The sequence below is a fragment of the Macellibacteroides fermentans genome (genome assembly GCF_013409575.1).
Classification (GTDB): Bacteria; Bacteroidota; Bacteroidia; order Bacteroidales; family Tannerellaceae; genus Macellibacteroides; species Macellibacteroides fermentans.
This window is the reverse complement of the sequence record NZ_JACCCY010000005.1, coordinates 60,853-79,417: the sequence shown is the minus strand read 5'-3', so window position 1 is coordinate 79,417 and position 18,565 is coordinate 60,853. Positions and strand designations below refer to the sequence as shown.

Annotated in this window: 12 protein-coding genes; 7 read left to right on the top strand and 5 right to left on the bottom strand. The window is 36.6% G+C overall.

Annotated features, from left to right (window positions below; all coding sequences use genetic code 11):
• Window positions 1-450: 450 nt before the first annotated feature.
• Window positions 451-3,543: a glycoside hydrolase family 2 TIM barrel-domain containing protein gene (locus F5613_RS14680; protein WP_179400325.1), complete on the bottom strand. Its 3,093-nt coding sequence runs from the start codon at window positions 3,541-3,543 to the stop codon at window positions 451-453.
• 348 nt (window positions 3,544-3,891) lie between these two features.
• On the opposite strand from F5613_RS14680, the gene F5613_RS14670 reads away from it, so the two are divergent.
• From F5613_RS14670 to F5613_RS14660, 3 genes are all read left to right on the top strand, one after another.
• A complete protein-coding gene (locus F5613_RS14670; protein ID WP_394353478.1) occupies window positions 3,892-7,968 on the top strand; it encodes a hybrid sensor histidine kinase/response regulator transcription factor in 4,077 nt (1,358 codons plus the stop codon).
• Between the two features lie 35 nt (window positions 7,969-8,003).
• Window positions 8,004-9,458, top strand: a complete 1,455-nt coding sequence (locus F5613_RS14665) for a carbon starvation CstA family protein (protein ID WP_179400323.1) — start codon at window positions 8,004-8,006, stop codon at window positions 9,456-9,458.
• A 219-nt stretch (window positions 9,459-9,677) separates the two neighbouring features.
• Window positions 9,678-10,658, top strand: coding sequence for an Acg family FMN-binding oxidoreductase (locus tag F5613_RS14660; protein WP_179400322.1), 981 nt, complete (start codon window positions 9,678-9,680; stop codon window positions 10,656-10,658).
• A gap of 3 nt (window positions 10,659-10,661) precedes the next feature.
• On the opposite strand, the gene F5613_RS14655 is transcribed toward F5613_RS14660, so the two are convergent.
• From F5613_RS14655 to F5613_RS14640, 4 genes are all read right to left on the bottom strand, one after another.
• Window positions 10,662-11,264 (bottom strand): nitroreductase family protein, encoded by a 603-nt coding sequence (locus F5613_RS14655; protein WP_179400321.1) that lies wholly within the window; start codon window positions 11,262-11,264, stop codon window positions 10,662-10,664.
• A gap of 59 nt (window positions 11,265-11,323) precedes the next feature.
• Window positions 11,324-12,226, bottom strand: a complete 903-nt coding sequence (locus F5613_RS14650; RefSeq protein WP_179400320.1) for a hypothetical protein — start codon at window positions 12,224-12,226, stop codon at window positions 11,324-11,326.
• A 182-nt stretch (window positions 12,227-12,408) separates the two neighbouring features.
• Window positions 12,409-13,371 (bottom strand): hypothetical protein, encoded by a 963-nt coding sequence (locus F5613_RS14645; protein ID WP_179400319.1) that lies wholly within the window; start codon window positions 13,369-13,371, stop codon window positions 12,409-12,411.
• A gap of 4 nt (window positions 13,372-13,375) precedes the next feature.
• Window positions 13,376-14,845, bottom strand: coding sequence for an MBOAT family O-acyltransferase (locus F5613_RS14640; RefSeq protein WP_179400318.1), 1,470 nt, complete (start codon window positions 14,843-14,845; stop codon window positions 13,376-13,378).
• Window positions 14,846-15,122: 277 nt separating this feature from the next.
• Here F5613_RS14640 and F5613_RS14635 point away from each other — a divergent pair, with 277 nt between their 5' ends.
• The 4 genes from F5613_RS14635 (at window position 15,123) to F5613_RS14620 (ending at window position 18,530) form a co-directional block, all read left to right on the top strand.
• On the top strand, window positions 15,123-16,034 hold the full coding sequence (locus F5613_RS14635; RefSeq protein WP_179400317.1) for a helix-turn-helix domain-containing protein: 912 nt from the start codon (window positions 15,123-15,125) through the stop codon (window positions 16,032-16,034).
• 189 nt (window positions 16,035-16,223) lie between these two features.
• Window positions 16,224-16,394: a hypothetical protein gene (locus tag F5613_RS14630; RefSeq protein ID WP_179400316.1), complete on the top strand. Its 171-nt coding sequence runs from the start codon at window positions 16,224-16,226 to the stop codon at window positions 16,392-16,394.
• Window positions 16,395-16,552: 158 nt separating this feature from the next.
• The gene (locus F5613_RS14625) at window positions 16,553-17,938 is read left to right on the top strand and encodes a carboxypeptidase-like regulatory domain-containing protein (RefSeq protein ID WP_179400315.1); all 1,386 of its coding nucleotides are present in this window, start codon (window positions 16,553-16,555) and stop codon (window positions 17,936-17,938) included.
• The gene (locus tag F5613_RS14620) at window positions 17,934-18,530 is read left to right on the top strand and encodes an outer membrane beta-barrel protein (RefSeq protein ID WP_179400360.1); all 597 of its coding nucleotides are present in this window, start codon (window positions 17,934-17,936) and stop codon (window positions 18,528-18,530) included. The genes F5613_RS14625 and F5613_RS14620 overlap by 5 nt, the downstream gene beginning before the upstream one ends.
• Window positions 18,531-18,565 lie beyond the last annotated feature (35 nt).

Here is an 18,565-nt window from a genome sequence, read left to right as displayed (position 1 = left end):
GTCCCAGTCTATTGCTTTTACCAATTCCGACCCATACAAACAGCCTCTAAACACACCTAATTACAGGGCTTCTTACCAAGGGATATGTACACACTTCAGATCGGATAAAACGAAACAAGATTCAACAAACAGGAAGTTACTACCAAACAAATAGAACAGTGTATATACATATTTATAATCCTTCATAAAAAGGCAAAGAAAGATTGAAATTAATAACAAAAAATTAATTAAAGCAGAACCCAGATTATAACACCTTATCCACATAGGGGATATCATCTATTAAGGATACTCTTTTAAAGAATATCACAACTTGATAAAGTTTATTTCATATGGGTAAATCCAAGGACTAAACGATCCTAATTAAGAGATAAGTAATCAAAAAAATGAGGATGAAACCTGAAAAGTTTCATCCTCATTTTATAATATCTACCACCGAAATAAGTATTTATCTCATCTGGGTTGTAAAGTGAATTCGAAAGTATGAGTCTTTAATGGAACACGATAAGATTCCTGTACACCAGGTCCGCATGTAGCTGTTCCAACACCCGACTGAACTGCATCGAGGTGAACGGTTACTGTACCATCTTCAACTAAATAATTCAAATGTGTAGCATTATCAATTACACAATCGTTATATGGTAAAGCACTGAATTCGAAAGGCTTTATGCTGTTTATATAAAGACCCCTACCCTGTTCGTCCGACAATTTCACCCAACGGGTATCGGTTCTGTTTCCGGTTGCCTGAGGTGTTATATAGGCATGATACATGGCAGGTACGGTTGTTTCATAGATACCGATACGCCCCGATTGTTTTCGGTCGGCATAGGTCTCATGTTCTCCGCGCCCAAGATAAGATACCTGATAGAATCGATCAGGCATTGCAAATGTAATTCCTACTCTAGCCAGAGATTTTACGACCGAAGTATCCGGTGTATAGGTAGCGCCAATGTGCAATGTTCCATCTTTCTTGATTGTATATATAAAGGAAGATGTACCGGTCTTAACATTCTTAGAATTAATTAAATCAACGGTTGTTTCTACCACCCTGTTATTACCGGTTCCTGTTACCTTAATATCTTTTACTTGTTGTGTCAGGCTATCTAAGCCTGCGGCATACCAATGTTTGCTTCCGAACCGGTCGCGGTTATCATTATCTGTTGGTGCACGGAACAGGTCTAGTCTGATTGGCGAGGTAAGCATTTCCTCTCCTTTAAAAACAAAAGAGGTTAGTTCGCCGGTTTTATCCGAGATAGTTGCAGAAACCAGATCATTGGTTATCGTATATCCATTCACATTTAATTTTTTACCTGCAATTCTATTATTTGCATTATTCATTCCCTTTGTTCCTTCCAGAACAAATTGATCGTACGCAACCTCGTAGTCGGTCGACAAAAACTCAGTTTCTTTTACAGGCGTCCAACGAAGGTTTAAAAATGCTTCACTTACTGAATTGGGCAATATCACTTTCCCGATAGTTATTAATGTTGTATCGTGAGGTGCACAAGCTAAAGACATGGTTCCATTCTTTAATACTATGCCCTGGTCGCTGGTAATATCCCAATGTAATGTATATGCACTTAGATCGGTAAAATCATTCCAGTTCTTAATCTTCACAGTAAGATTTTCTTTGGCTACCAACGTTGTTTTGATATATTGATAGATTTTTTTCACCTCCATCAGATGTGGATGAGGCTCGCGGATTGCATTTACAAGTCCGTTTCCGCAAAAATTCCCAAAACTAGGTACATCCTTTGGTCCGTAATCTCCACCATAGCTCCAGAACCATTTACCGTTGGCATCTACTTCCCTGAAGGACTGGTCCACCCAATCCCAGACACATCCTCCCTGGGCCATGGGTTCGTTTTCAAAAACATCCCAATATTCTTTTAAACCTCCTACGCTATTTCCCATTGCATGCACGTATTCACAAAGAATAAACGGACGATAGGGCTTTGGATTGGTCTGGGTAAGGTAGGCCTTGATTTCGTCAACACTACGATACATCCTACAGTAAATGTCAGTATTATAATTTTGCTCGGCACGCTCATACTGAACCAATCTGTGTTTCTCGACCGATTTCAACCAATCGTATGTCCTTTCAAAATTAATTCCGTTTCCGGCTTCGTTACCCAGCGACCAGATTACAATGCTTGGATGATTTTTCGACCGCTCGTACATACGCTTCGTTCTGTCCATGTGTGCATCCAGCCAGGTTGAGTCTTTCGCCAGCGATGCAGCACCATATCCCATTCCGTGGGATTCGATATTTGCCTCATCTATTACATAAAGGCCATATTGATTACACAGTTCGTACCATAACGGGTCTGTAGGATAATGAGAATTACGAACTGTATTGATATTGTTTTGTTTCATCAGCTTGATGTCTTGTAACATCAGCTCCTTAGTAACAGTTCGTCCTGCCTGAGAATGCTCATGACGATTTGTTCCTTTTACCAAAACCGGTACTCCGTTGATACAGAATCGTCCGTTCTTAATTTCTGAAGTTTTAAATCCAACCTGACATCCGGTGTATTGGACAACTTCTCCCTTTTCATCCAGCAACGAGATGATAAGTGAATAAAGTGTTGGCGATTCTGCACTCCAGGGTTTCACTCCGGGTATATTTTTCTTACTGAAAACGATGGCTTGATTTCCCTGCTCTTTAGATATTTTCTTTGTTTCGGAAAGTATCATATTCATTCCAGCATCCAACAATTCGTATTTTACAGATGATGAAGTGGCAGCTTTGGCAACATTTACAGTCAAATCAAACTGACCGGTTTTATAATCAACAGTATCCAAAGTAGAGATCACTTTATAGTCGGAAACATACTGCTTCGGGGTGCTATACAAATAAACAGAACGCTCTATTCCTGATATACGCCAGAAATCCTGGCATTCAAGATAAGATCCGGCACTCCATCTGTATACTTCAAGCGCAATGATATTCTCTCCATCTTTCAATTCCTTGGTAATATCCCATTCGGCAGCTGTTTTAGATCCTTGATTATATCCCATCAATTTGCCATTGATCCAGACATAATAAAAAGAATTTACACCCTCAAGGCATAAAACAACTCTACGGCCTTTCCATGTTGCAGGAACGGTAAAGGTCCGTCTATACGATCCTACCTCGTTTTCGGCATGAGGCACTACCGGAGGTGTAGGTTTACCAAACTCATACGTTTCATTTACATAAATAGCCGTTCCATACCCCTGACGTTCCCAGTTACCGGGTACTTTTATATCAGCCCAGTTACCTACATAATAAGATGGTTTGTAAAAATCTTTCGGTCGGTTATCGGGGTTTTTCACCCAATGGAATTTCCATTCTCCATCCAGGCTTTTATAAAAAGGAGAGGATGTGTGATCACGCCGAATTACTGATTCTTTTGTTTCATAAGGCCACACGTATGTGTGAGGCGCTAGTTTGTTGAGTCCGATGGCATGCTGACTTTGCCATTCGGGTAGCCCGTTTTCTGATTGGGCAGATAATCCGGAACAAAGCAGCATAAAGCCTAAGGCAGCAATAGTCTTTTTCATGAATTCATATTTAATGTTGAAATGTGTCTGGTGTAGAATCCAGATATCCACTCCTTCTGTTTGGTTAAAATCCGAAGACATTACCAAACAGAAGAGAGCGAACATCCTCTTGTTGTGTTTTTCTTATGTATTATAAATCTAGCTTTGGTAACGTATATCTTTTACCGTAAAACTTGTTACGGTCTGTATTTCAGCGTATTGTTTTAATATTGGCAAAGATAGCACTCCTAGTTCTTCAAAAAGTGTGTTTTTGTCTATTCTTATTACATTTTTGTTTATAATAGAATGAATGAAGTGTGGTTTTTTAATTTTCCAAAATAAAACTGTACTTTTACATTTATATAATTCATGTATATGACAACTAGTATGTATTATAAACGTTTCATCTGTTTCATTGCCTTATTTATTTTTTTTACTGTATCTGGCAATGCAATTCCAGAATATTATTTCAAACAAATTTCATTGCAAGAGGGATTGTCACAGTCAACCGTTTATTGCATGTTGAAAGACAATAAAGGAATGATCTGGATTGGAACGAAATTCGGATTAAACAGATATAACCAATCGGAGGTAAAATCCTATTACAACGAAATAAACAACAACCAGTCGCTCCCGGGGAATTATATCTACTTTATAGCAGAAGATTCACTTAAAAACATCTGGATTGGGACCGACAGAGGGTTGGCAACCTACAACAGGGAGACGGATGACTTTACAACTGTTACATTCGAAAAGCAGCGTATTAATCCTCAAAGTTTTGTTACTATGCATGATCGTATTCTTTTTGGAGAATCCGGTCGTCTTTTCAGCTTTGATTATAAGTCTGAGAAACTATCGATGTTGGAGGCAACAGATAATCCCATAAAAAACGAGATGATAAACAATCTGGCCCTTTGGCGATCTGGAGAATCAGAATACACGGGTAAGGTTATTATTACGTGTAAATGGAAAGGCATGTGGTTGTTCGATCTGCAGGATCAAACACTAAAAAAAATATCATCTATAAATGAAAGTAATATTTCCAGTTCTTATATTGATTCCTCTGATAGGATATGGGTGGCTCCTTATGGTCAAGGACTAAATTGTTATTCGAAAGAAGGAAAACTCATTCATCAGTTTTCAACCAGTAATTCGGGCTTAAGTAATAATGTTGTTCTTCGCATGATTGAAAAAAACAATCAGCTATGGATAGCTACAGACGGTGGAGGATTATCTGTACTTGATTTAAACAACTTTTCTTTCCGTGTTATAGAGCACAGACCAGGCGATCCTTATTCAATTCCAGTCAATTCCATTGTCAGTCTTTACAATGATGATGAAGATTATATGTGGGCCGGAAGTATTCGAAACGGGTTAATAGGCATTAAAGAGATATACATCAAAACATACAAGGAAGCTCCGTTGAATACTCCTTATGGTTTGTCGGACAAAACGGTAACCAGCCTTTTTGAAGATCCATCCGGAATTATCTGGATCGGAACGGATGGAGGCGGAATTAACAGGTTTGATTCCACGAACAAGACTTTTAAACATTACCCCTCTACATATGGTAATAAAATAATTTCACTTTCTCAATACAGCAACAACGAATTGGTTTGCTCTGTTTTCAGTAAAGGGTTATTTCTGTTCGATAAACGCAATGGCAGTTTTCGTAAATTGGAAATATGGAATGCAACGGAAAGTAACCGGATCTTCAATAGTGGATATTCCGTCAATATTGCATTATTAGACAAAGAAAATCTTCTTTTGCTAGCTGACACTCCCTACTTCTACAATTACAAAAGCAAAAAAGTAGAAATACTTCCTTCAGTAAACCAAGAAGTTGGCATTTGGTACCCCCAGAAATTTCATTTTAATGAAACACAAACACATCTCATTGCAGGAAATTCAATTATAGAAATTGATAACAGACAAAAAACGATTCGGACACTCATAACGTTTCCGGATTCTATAAGAAACATCGAAGCATTTTGTAAAGATGATGAAAATTATTTCTGGATTGGCACATCCAACAACGGATTATTTCAAATCAACGCTACCACAAAGAAGATAAAGAAAATTCAGACGCAGTTATTCAGCGGTGTAACATCTCTAACTTCCGATTCGAACGGAAGGATATGGGTAGGTACACACAATTCATTATTTGCCTATCTCCCTTCCGAGAACAAATTTGTTGCTTTCGGAGAATCTGATGGCGTTTTCGCCAATGAATATGTAAACAAATCCACCCTTCTTACTCGTTCGGGAGATTTATTCATCGGAGGAGTAAACGGTCTGGTTCAGATAAAAAACACAATTCCTTTCAATGATTTTCCGGAACCTGTTATCAGTCTGATGAGTGTGGAACTGGACGGAGCTATTTGCAATATAGAAGAAGGTGAGAACACTTTATCCATCCCTTGGAATTATTCAACATTAAGTCTTAATGTGATCGCCCAAGAGAAAGATCCAATGAGAAAAAAGATATTTCGTTACGAAATTATTGGTGAATCTCATGAATTAATCTCCTCACAAAGCAACTCCTTAACATTACACACACTTCCTAGTGGTAAATATCGAATTATGGCTTCTTGTTTAGGACGCGATGGTAATTGGAGTGCTCCTGTTGAGGTACTTAATTTACACGTAAAAGGGCCCTGGTGGAAAAGCGGATGGTTTACCGCTCTTTACTTATTGTTTTTCTTTACTTTAGCCTATGTATTATTCCGTTATAGTATTCTCAGAAAAGAGAATAAATTAAAATGGAAACTAAAAGAACAAGAACAACTCATCTATGAAGAAAAAATAAGTTTCTTAATTAACATCAGTCATGAACTAAGAACCCCACTCACCTTAATTTATGCCCCCTTAAAACGAATGCTTGATAAAAGCAATCTTGAGGAAACTGTAAGTAGTCAGCTAAGCTCCATTTACAAACAAGTGCATAAAATGAAAAATACAATAAACATGGTTCTTGATGCACATAAGATGGATGAAGGACAGAACTCGCTTTCTTTAAAACAGCACGATCTCAACAATTGGATTGTATCAATCGCCGATGATTTCCGGATGGAATATAAATCCTCTGGAATTGAGTTGTCTTACGATTTGGACCCAACGGTTGGATGTATCTCGTTTGATGAAGTTAAGATAGAGATCGTTCTTTCCAATCTGCTGATTAATGCATTGAAATTTAGTGAATCCGGAACTAAAACGATTGTTTCTACACAAAAGAAAGATAATAGTGTGCGAATCAGCATCTCTGATGAGGGAATTGGATTAAATAATGTAGATCCCAATAAACTCTTCAACAGATTATATCAAGGTGTACACGATCGAAGCGGTAGCGGGATTGGCCTTTCTTACGCTAAAGCTCTTGTAAAAATGCATGGTGGCTTCATTGGTGCAGAAAATAATCCCTCAAAAGGAGCTACCTTCTTTATAGAGTTACCTCTATCTCTAAAAGAAACTCAGGTGATAAGCAATAAAACGGGCATGATGAATGAGTTTATTTTCAACAGTTCAGAAGATAAAGCTCCTGTAATAACAGACTCCTTTGAATTAAATAAGTATACTATTTTAATTGTTGAAGATGAACCCGACCTTAGAAACTATCTGAAGCAAACATTAAAGGAGTACTTTAATCAGGTTTATGTGGCAGAAAATGGAGTTAGCGCCCTTAGTATTATAGCACAAAAACATCCTGATATAATTGCGTCGGATGTTATGATGCCTCAAATGGATGGTTTTGAATTATGTAAAAAAATTAAAGAAGATATTGAAATAAGCCATATACCAGTTATTCTTCTTACAGCTTTGAGCGGTCAGGAAAGTTCCGATTTGGGATATAAGTTAGGTGCGGATGTCTATATTTCTAAACCTTTTGAAATTGATTTACTGGTAGCGGTAGCCAAAAACATTATCAGAGGAAGAGAACTTACAAAAATCAGGCATAAGGAAACTTCTGTAGTGATTTCACCTATAGAATCTACATACAGTAATGCAGATGAAAAATTTATGATAAATTTAAATGCTTTGATAAACAAAAACCTAAGTAATTCCACCCTGGATGTTCAGTTTATAGCAGACAATCTGGCAATGAGCCGTGCCTCGATATACAACAAAATGAAAGAACTGGTAGGTATAGGCATAAAAGATTATATTAACAAAATCAGGCTAACGGAAGCTACTCATTTATTAGTCAATACAGATTTAACGATTATGGAAATTGCAGATAAAACAGGTTTCTCCAATCAACAATACTTTAGTACTGTATTTAAACAGGCATACGGTACATCTCCGTCCAAGTATCGATCAGAGCAGACCGGAATGAATGAAAAAATGAAAGCTGATTGTATTGATAAAAATAGGTCCGTATTAAAAAATAATGATAGCAACAGTGCCATAATTATAAAAAAACCACGTAATTTGCCGGGAAAAATATAACACTTTATCTAAAAACTATTAAAACTCAGAATTGTATGATTACATTTATTTGTTCAATCGTCTTATTAATTGGTGGTTATTTTATTTATGGTACTTTTGTGGAGAAACAGTTCGGAGCTGACGGGAACAGGAAGACTCCAGCCTATGAAAGTGAAGATGGGGTTGATTACGTACCCATGAGTTGGAGTAAAATTTTTTTGATTCAGTTTCTTAATATTGCAGGTCTCGGACCTATTTTTGGAGCAGTCTTAGGTGCTGTTTATGGACCATCTGCTTTTATATGGATTGTTTTAGGAAGTATTTTTGGAGGGGCCACTCACGATTATATATCCGGAATGATGTCGTTGCGTAACAATGGTATGAGTTTACCAGAAATAGCCGGCAGGTATATGGGAAACGGATTCAAACAATTAATGAGGGCATTCACACTAATGCTTATGATCTTGGTCGGTGTTGTTTTCGTTGCTGGTCCGGCCAAGTTACTTGCTAACATGACTCCAGATGTTTTGAATTATACATTCTGGATTATTGTTATTTTCATTTATTATACTCTTGCCACAATTCTTCCGATCGACAAATTAATTGGAAGAATCTATCCTTTTTTTGGATTTGCTTTATTATTTATGGCGGTAGGTATTGGTATTTCAATATTTATTCAGGGTGCTCCAATCCCTGAAGCCAGTTTATCCAATTTACATAATATGAATGCCGACCCAGATAAATTTCCAATCTTCCCGATGCTTTTTATTTCTATAGCCTGCGGTGCTATCTCCGGATTTCATGCAACTCAGTCGCCTTTGATGGCTCGTTGCCTCAAAAATGAGAAACAAGGAAGAAGAGTTTTTTACGGAGCCATGATAGCAGAAGCAATTGTCGCACTTATATGGGCTGCTGCAGCCATGAGCTTCTTTGGAAATGTAGGTGGGTTACAACAATTTTTAGCAGATAACGGAAATAATGCTGCTGTCGTAGTAGATAAGATTTCTCATTCCTGGCTCGGTAAATTTGGCGGATTATTAGCGATTATTGGAGTTATTGCCGCCCCCATTACATCCGGAGATACGGCATTTCGTTCTGCAAGATTGATTGTTGCCGATTTCCTGAAGTATAAGCAAAAAAAGGTAATCAACCGCATTATCCTTTCGGCTCCCATTTTTATAGCCGGTTTTTTCATTCTTCAAGTCAATTTTGATGTTATCTGGCGCTATTTCGCATGGTCTAATCAAACATTGGCAGCCTTTACATTATGGATGATTACAATCTATTTTGTCAGAATGAACAAGAATTATTGGATAACCCTGCTTCCGGCGCTGTTTATGACAATGGTAACTACAACTTATCTTATTGTTGCTCCCGAAGGATTCCGTCTTCCTCTGGACTACGGATATGCTATCGGATTTATATCAACAACGTCATTATTGCTCTGTTTTGCCTATTGGGCAACCAAATTAAGAAAAACAGCTACTATCAAAGTAAATTCAAAAGACTGATATCTACAATACCTCTGTAAATACTATTACTTTGTCAGTATATGCAGAGGTATTATATTTATTTATCAGAAAAAAACATCCTTACATACTATTTTAACAATCATTTCGTTTATTATTTCAATATTTAATAATTATATTTGACCGTTTATTTACATTAAATTGACTATTTATTAATTTATTGCACTAATTAGTAACAACCTATTAACATTATCCCAATTTATGGAAAAGCATCTTTCTGATTTGTATACGATGTCCACCTATGCAATTAAAGCTCCTTCAAGTCACAACACTCAACCCTGGATTATTTTTATTAAGGACAACGGCTTGGAAATTTATCCAGATTTTAGGAACCCTCTACCTGTGGCTGACAACTCGAATAGAGAGTTATATATAAGTCTGGGATGTGCAGTTGAAAACATATGCCTTGCGGCTAATGAAAAAGGATATGGAGAATCATTAACATTTATTCAAAATGAAAATCTACAAATAAACGTTCGAATCAATCTATCCAAGGGAACAGCAAATCCTAGTGCCCTATTTTCTCAGATTAGCAAAAGACAAACCAACAGATCGGTATTTTTTGACCGGGAGATCCCGGAAAAAGAAATAACAAAATTAACTAACCTAAAACTGGATGAAGGTATAAAACATTTTATCTATAGGTATAACGATACAGAATTTAACCTGATACGATCTTTCGTAAGAGAAGCCAATGAGATACAATTGGCCGACGATCGATATAAAGACGAACTCTTGAGTTGGATTCGATTTTCTAATAGTCAAATAAATCAATTCCAAAACGGATTATCATATAAAACATTAGGAGTCTCAATAATTCCACCTTTTCTACGTAAAATTATAATTAAGTCTCAGCTCAAGGCATCTGCTCAAAACAAAGCCGACGAAAAAAGGATGCAGACTTCATCTCATTTCGTTCTGTTTACGTGCGAAAATAATACACCTGAAGATTGGATCAGGTTAGGGCGTTCTCTTCAACGATTTTTACTTCTGACATGCAAAATGAAAATTGCTTCCGGATTCTTAAACCAACCCTGTGAAGTAGAAGTTATAGCAGACAAAATGAAAGATTGTCTCCAAATTGAAAACAGACATCCATCTATTCTACTTAGAATAGGTTATGCCCATCCCGTAGCATTTTCGCCACGAAAACAGGCATCATCCTTTATATTCACTAAATAATAATTATTTAAAAATCTTAAAACGTTCGGACAACGGCTTGAATTCCTTTTCTCCAGGTTTTTGAATTGGCACCCCAAATGGCATCTCGGCTATCAGCTTCCAGGAGGATGGTAAATTCCATTCCTCTTGTACGGCCTGATCTATAAGAGGATTATAATGTTGCAAAGATGCGCCGAATCCGGCTTCTTCCAGAAGTGTCCACACCCCAAGTTGGTGCATTCCAGATGTATGTTGAGACCATGCCGGGAAATTATCCGCATAAGAAGGAAATGCTTCTTGTAACCCTTTAACAACCGATTGATCTTCAAAAAACAGGACAGAACCATAACCAGACGCAAATGCTCCGTCAATCTTGGATTCGGTAGCAGCAAAGGATTCTGCCGGAACTATCTTTTTAAGGGCATCTTTTGTTATCTGCCATAGTTTTTTATGATTTTCACCCAATAAAAGAACGATACGTGTCGACTGAGAATTAAATGGAGAGGGAGTATATAATAATACGTGAGATATTATTTCTTCTATCTCCTGATCACTTATCAACGATTTATTACTCAATGCATAATATGTTCTTCTTTGCTTAAGAGCATCTTTAAAGTTAGCAGCCATAGTATCTCTGTTTTTTGATTATTATATCAATAAAACAATCAACGATGGAAAATGTTTACTCAATTCAATTTACGAAGATAAAACTCCAGATACATATACAACAAAATAAACATAACCAGTACGCAAACCATGTACAACCACCGGTAAGGAAAGAGAATAAAATAGCCAGCAACTATCAGTGATTGAACAGATGCATACAAGAATGAGACGATGATTGGAGGAATATTACTTCTTGAAACAAGCAGCTGATAGATATGTCTACCTTCGGATTCAAAGACATTTTCTCGCCGAAAAATCCTATAAGCTACAGTAACAATACTGTCTATAACACAAACCACCATCAGGATTAAATATGAAACATCATTTGTGAGCAGGATAAGTTTCCATAGAGCAAACAATACAATTACGGCCAACATTCCTGCCCCAGCCTCGCCACCTAAAGCCCGACTACGGTATTTAATATTGAAGAATATCAATAAGAAGGATAAAACGATCGCTATCCATAAGTACATTTCGTCAATAAAGGGAACCATTCGTGAATTTATAAAGGCAAGAGTCAGTAATACCACAAAAGAAGTGGCACCGCTTATTCGGTTAACACCATCAATTGCACGAAACGAATACATTATTAATACAGAAACAATTAAGACAAGTAAAAAGGAACAACAGATACTATCGTTGTATATATCAAGATCATTAAACATAAACAACAACGATCCCCACAAAGCCAGATGCTGAATGAGTTTAGAAATTGGCTTTACATTATTCCACAAACCAACTACGGCCAATAAGGTTATAGCAAAAAAGAAACCAGGATATACAAAACCATGGATAACACTAAAAAACAACATGCCAAGGTACAAAAGAAGTCCCGCTCCACTCCATACAGGACGTTGATCCTTTTCCCTTTCATGTATAGCCGCAAAAAAAGATGTTTTATTTACCAACCGTATATAAAACATTTCGGTTAGTATTAAAACAATCGCAATCATCACATAGACCATTTCACCCCTATTTAATTGAAATATAATCCTAAGATAAAGCAACCGATACTTATGCAGCAAATATACTATTATTTCACTAAACAGACAATTTAAGATCTCAATTTTAACAATATCAATGAAATAAGATCACGCATCAAGCTCTATCGGGAATATTCATTTCCCATCAATTTCAAATCAGAACATACTATTTTCGAAAATTGTTCGGCTCCGTCTAAAGTCAGGTGAGTGGAATTATAGAAGCATGATTTATCATAACAAATCGGATGCGATGAATAATCAAGAAAAGGAACACTCATTTTATTGGATATATCCCTGTAAATCTTAACAATTGAATCTCTATTTAATATAAGTTGCTGTCCCTCTATATATTCTGGAGAATATACCATTACAACCCGTATGCCTTCGCCTGCTGTCTGCCTGAGGAAGGAAGTTAAATCTTCAATTACATTCTTATCAACTGGCATTTTTTTACCCATTGGATATTGAGCTTTGAACTGTTCGAAAGTTCCGTCCCATTTATAGTTTTCATTTATAAAACCTTTATACCTCTCTACACCCGATTCCGGAATACCAATAAAGGAAAAAAGGCCCTGTTTCATTGCCTCAAAACAACGATTGTATTTTGTGACCGGATTATAATAGTCGAACCACTGAAAACCATTTTTATAACCCTTTAGCCCCTTTTGAATTTCCGGCTCATTTAAGATTGGAATAAACTGCTGTCTGTCCGGGATACCATCTTCAGTATGTAGCGTTGTTCCTGCATCAACAGATAAAATTACTACAGATGGTTTAAGCGCGAAACGTCTGAAATAATTATACCTTAATCGTTGAAAAGGAAATGTGGCATTTGTTGCTCCCAAATTATAACTATCAACATGCAGGATTGAATCAATTATCTGAGTTGAAAAATGTCTGTATGCTCTTGAGTTTCCAAGGATAATCCAATTTGAACGAATAGAATCGGTACGATACCTGTTCCATTCTCCAAATTCGCCCTTCCTCAGAGATCGCAGCCCATGATCCGCCAACTGTCCGAAAATGATTCCCAGCACAACCAACATAACAGAAAAGAGACCTATTTTAAGTAAAAAATTTCTCATCAGATTAAAATTGGAAATAAATAAATGTTTCTTCACCTCCTCCAAAAAGGAAAATAGCCATCAACAAAAACAAATAAACTGACCATCTCCAAACCCGGGATTTGATTTTATGCAAAACCAAGCCATGCGATTCGAAACGTTGAACCCATTCTACCGTAAGCATAAAAAGAATAAACAACATGCATTTGGTAGAAAGATAAAACAAGTCAGGAATTTCAAACAGTGAACAAGTAAACATGGCCTTCAAATAGCGGACTGCAGCATCGATGTTTTTTGAGCGGAAAAATATCCATCCCAATAAAACCAAAAAGAAGGTAGACAGCATTTGAATAAGCTCTTTAACAGAAGGCAGCAATCTATTCTCGGCAACGATATTAGTAAACCGGCGATTCTTTTTTAATAACAACAAAGGCAAAAACAATAATCCATGATAGCTACCCCAGGCAAGAAATGTCCAGTTTGCACCATGCCAAAATCCGCTCACAACGAATACAGTCAGCGTATTTCTAATGTTAAACAATAAATTACTCCTGCTCCCGCCCATCGGTATATACACGTAATCGCGAAACCAGGTAGAAAGAGATATATGCCACCGTCGCCAGAATTCAGCAATATCTCTTGAAAAATAAGGGTAATTAAAATTTCGCATTAATGAGAACCCAAACAACCGGGCTGTTCCTATTGCTATATCCGAATATCCGGAAAAATCACCATAAATCTGAAAAGCAAAAAACAGAGCACCCAACAACAGTGCACTGCCAGACTGGTAACCAACCCCGTCAAACACCTGATTTGCATATATAGCACAAGTATCAGCGACGACCATTTTCTTAAACAGTCCCCATAAAATTTGTCTCATTCCGTCAACGGCTTTGTCTGAATCAAAAGTTCGTTTCCTATAAAATTGTGGAAGAAGATTGGTTGCTCTTTCGATAGGACCTGCAACTAACTGGGGGAAAAAACTTACATAAGCTAAAAAAGAAATCAGATTGGTTGCCGGTTGTAATTTTCTACGATAGACATCTATGGAGTAACTTAAAGCCTGAAATGTGTAAAAGCTAATTCCTACTGGAAGAATAACTTTCATCGTATGAATATCAAATTCTTTTCCGAACAGGCGAAAAGCTTCAACAAAACTATCCACAAAGAAATTATAGTATTTGAATCCGGCCAGTAATAAAACATTAATAAGGATATTGATGGCAGACACGTACCATGACGCAGAAAAATGCATTTTAGGGCTTGGCTCTATGTCCGCTGTCCTAAACCGTACAATCAATTGCCCGGCTATAAAGCTGCAAACCGAAGTAAATCCTATAAGCAATAAAAAACGCCAGTCCCACCATCCATAAAAAATATAACTGACAAAAACTATAAATAGATTTTGCCATTTTAGATTTGAATTAAAGACAAACCAATAAAGCAAAAAAACGATGGGGAGAAAGAATGCAAACTCCAATGAATTGAATAACATCTACGTATTAGATTCGTTCTATGCAAAAATAGTAAATCAAGCCGAAAGGGTAAAACTTTTTAATCAATTTAGGATCTTATTTATTAATAATTCTAAAATTGTTACACAAAACATCCCGAAATCAAAATCTATTTTGTTTCTTTGCTAGTACTTATGAATTAAATACTCAATATTCATTTTGAATATTTGATTCCTTACATGATGCGCTGACTAATTTATTCGTTTTATCTTACTTCTCAGGAAGGTTAAGTAATAAAATAAACATAATTCTAAAATTATGAATGAATTAGTGTATCGTTCCTATAAAGAGAGTGACAATATGAAAATCATTAATGAATTCGAAATTAACAATGATTTCGGATGTAACAATTATGTAGCGCGAAGTAATTCAATATTTCGCAGCTTTAGCTATAAGAAAGGCGAGCAAGTTAAAATTGAACTTAAAGAAGAAAATTCAATCTTTCTTATTTCTGAAGGAACACTTCAGGTGGAGGATCGTAACCATCAATCAAAAATTCTTCATTCCGGACAGATGTTTTTAAGAACGAAAGACTTCGGAAATATGGAAGGTGTAGCAACAAACGATTTGTTCTTAATATGTATTCAATTCAATAATATATTGAGTACTTGCGAAAAAACTGCACTTGACAAGATTTCTATTTATTGTCCCGCGAAAGCCGATGAATTTGAAATATTGGAAGTCAATGAAGCTATGATCCTGTATATAAATGGGATATCACTTTTGTTTAAATCAGGGGCCTTTTGTAATTTCATGTATGAATTAAAGAAAAGAGAACTAATTTTTATTTTATATACTTTTTACGACAAAGTAAATACGGCCCGTTTTTTACTTCCACTAATTGAAAATCAAAACAATTTCATTAGTTTGGTTTTAAATAAATTCACAATTAATTGCAATGTAATTGAACTTGCCAACAGATGCAATATGTCTCCAAAAACTCTTACCAGAAAATTCAAAGAGCATTTTAATGATACACCCTATCAATGGATTATTCAAGAAAAAAACAAAAATATATTAAGCAGGCTAGCACAACCCAACGTAAACGTACAAGCTATCTCTGAGGAGTTTGGTTTTTCATCTTCTGCACATTTTATCAGTTACTGCAAAAGATATCTTAAACAGACACCGTTGGTTATTCATAAAAAAATATGGAAAAAGACTGTATAACTTAACGCATCTTTTTATTCAATCTTTGTCTCATTACTATAATTAACAGTCTGCGATTTGCATTTTGTTCCAAAACATTATAAATAATTTTGTAGTCTATTTTACATTATACAGAGAGAACTATTACGCTTCGGTTGCTTAATAGATATAGATACAATTGCTTCAGTTTACTAATTTAAAGAATTAAAAATGAAGAATAAGCATTATTTTGAAGATAAAAAGGCCTACGATGCCTACATCAAGAAATGGAGAATCATCCAGACAATATGTGTAGTCATATTTATAATTATTTTCTTGTTTTTAATTTATCTTGTTTATCAGGAAGTCGTTTGTAATAAGCCGGTACTAAACGGGTTGTAAAGCGCCCCCGCTTTAATCGATTTCATTCAACTCTCATCTTGATTTTCTATCTTCACTTAATCCAATTTCTGCAACTTAACATCAGTTTTTTGCAGTTCGTCAAAAAAATTTGACTGCCCACGTTTTCGTTTCATAGATTTGCATCAAAAACAAATCGTATGAAACGAAAACCTATATGCATTTCCCTCCTTATATTAAGCACGCTAACCTGTTTGGCTCAGCAACAATCTTTGATATCAGGGAGCATATTTACAAACGACTATTTACCGGCAGAAGGAGCCAACATAGTATTATTGTCGGACAGCGATTCGGCGTTTATTACGGGAACTGCAGCTAATAAGAACGGAAATTTTCAACTCAGAGAAATACGCCAAGGGTCGTATTATGTTCAGATTTCCATGCTCGGATATCAAAGAAACACATGTAAAGCAAACGTTTTGGCAGGAAAGTCTTTTATGCTTGACACCATTTACCTACAGCCGGAGGCAGTTGGTCTTAATACAATTGTAATCACGGCTAAAAAACCTGCGATCCAAATAGAAGCCGACAAAACCACAATCAATATGGAAGCCGCCATTGTCAATGCCGGAGGAAATGCATTCAGCGTACTGGAGACTCTGCCCGGAGTATATATTAACAGCAACGGAACTGTTTCATTGAATGGGAAGAACGGAACTAAAGTCTTGATTGACGGAAAACCCGCTTATTTGCAAGGGGAAGAACTGGTAAGCTTTCTAAAATCCACACCGGCCACATCCTTAGATAAAATAGAATTAATTACCAATCCTTCGGCCCGATACGATGCAAGCGGTAATTCCGGACTTATTAATATACGGACTAAAAGAACAAAAATAATGGGCTTCAATCTGGGGATTACGTCCAACTTAATGCAAGGCAAATACGAAAAGAGTAACCATTCCATCTCTTTCAACCATCGAAAAGGAAAATTCAACCTTTTTGGGATGTATGGGTATTATAGTGGTAGAAATTACGTTGATCTGCAAGTGATACGTGAATTTGAAGAGGAAAATCCTTCAGAACAAACTACATTCAACCAATTAAGTTATAGGAAGCGGAATGAAGGCTCTCATTATTACAAAGGGGGCGTACACTATTTTGCATCGTCTAAAACCACATTCGAACTGGCTCTAAACGGTTATACATCCAACCAGGCAGAATCCGGGTCTTTAAATTCCAGCTTTATAAACCACATTGGAAAACGGGATTCTTCCATTAAATCGGCCACAATTAACGACAACCTGCGAAACAACATCTCGGGCACCATTGGATTGATACATAAAATAGACAGTACTGGCAAAGAGTTTAGTCTGTCGGCCGACTATCTCCACCATGCTGTAGATAATGATCAGTACCATAATGACCTTTTCCTGTATACCTCTCAAAATGAGGTTATGGCAGAATCGGCTGGAACTAAAAAAGGAACTATCGATTTATTTTCCATGAGAAGCGACTTCACCTATCCGGTAAATGAAAAACTGCTTTTGGAAAGTGGTATTAAATCGGAATATGTGAACATAGATTAATCAGACTAACGACGTAATCGCTAAATCTTTTATTCTGAGCGAAAACAGCAAACGAGTATATGTGATGCCTAAAAACCTTGCTACTTACAAATCTTACGGAGTCCGATTAAGTGCCGGTAATCTCTCGCCTGTAAAGTATGTGCAGTCTACCGCCAGTATCGGCTTAACACACAATCAATATGAATGGAACCTGATACAAGACGCAAACAAAACTGCACAAACAACGCTGATGCTTCACATAGGGAACCGCTTTTTGCTAGGTAAGGGTTGGTTGGCAGAGCTGACCGGATATTATAATGGGCGAATGGCCATGGGGCAAATGAAAATAGCCTCCTTCGGACAGATTACAGCCGGTATTCAAAAAAAGTTATGGAACGACAGAGCCAGCATATCACTTTATTCCAACGACCTGTTCCATACCAACCGGGTAAATATGACCACCCGTATCGGCAACAGCACAGCCCGTACCTTTGAAAAGGAAGATCATTGTATCCTGGGAATTTCATTTACTTGGAAATTCAGTAAAGGATTCGAATCAAAAGAATTCAAACGAAAAGGTGAAGCTTTTGACACAAAACGTATAAATTTGTAATATTCCTACAATTAGTTTATAAAGCATCGGTATAA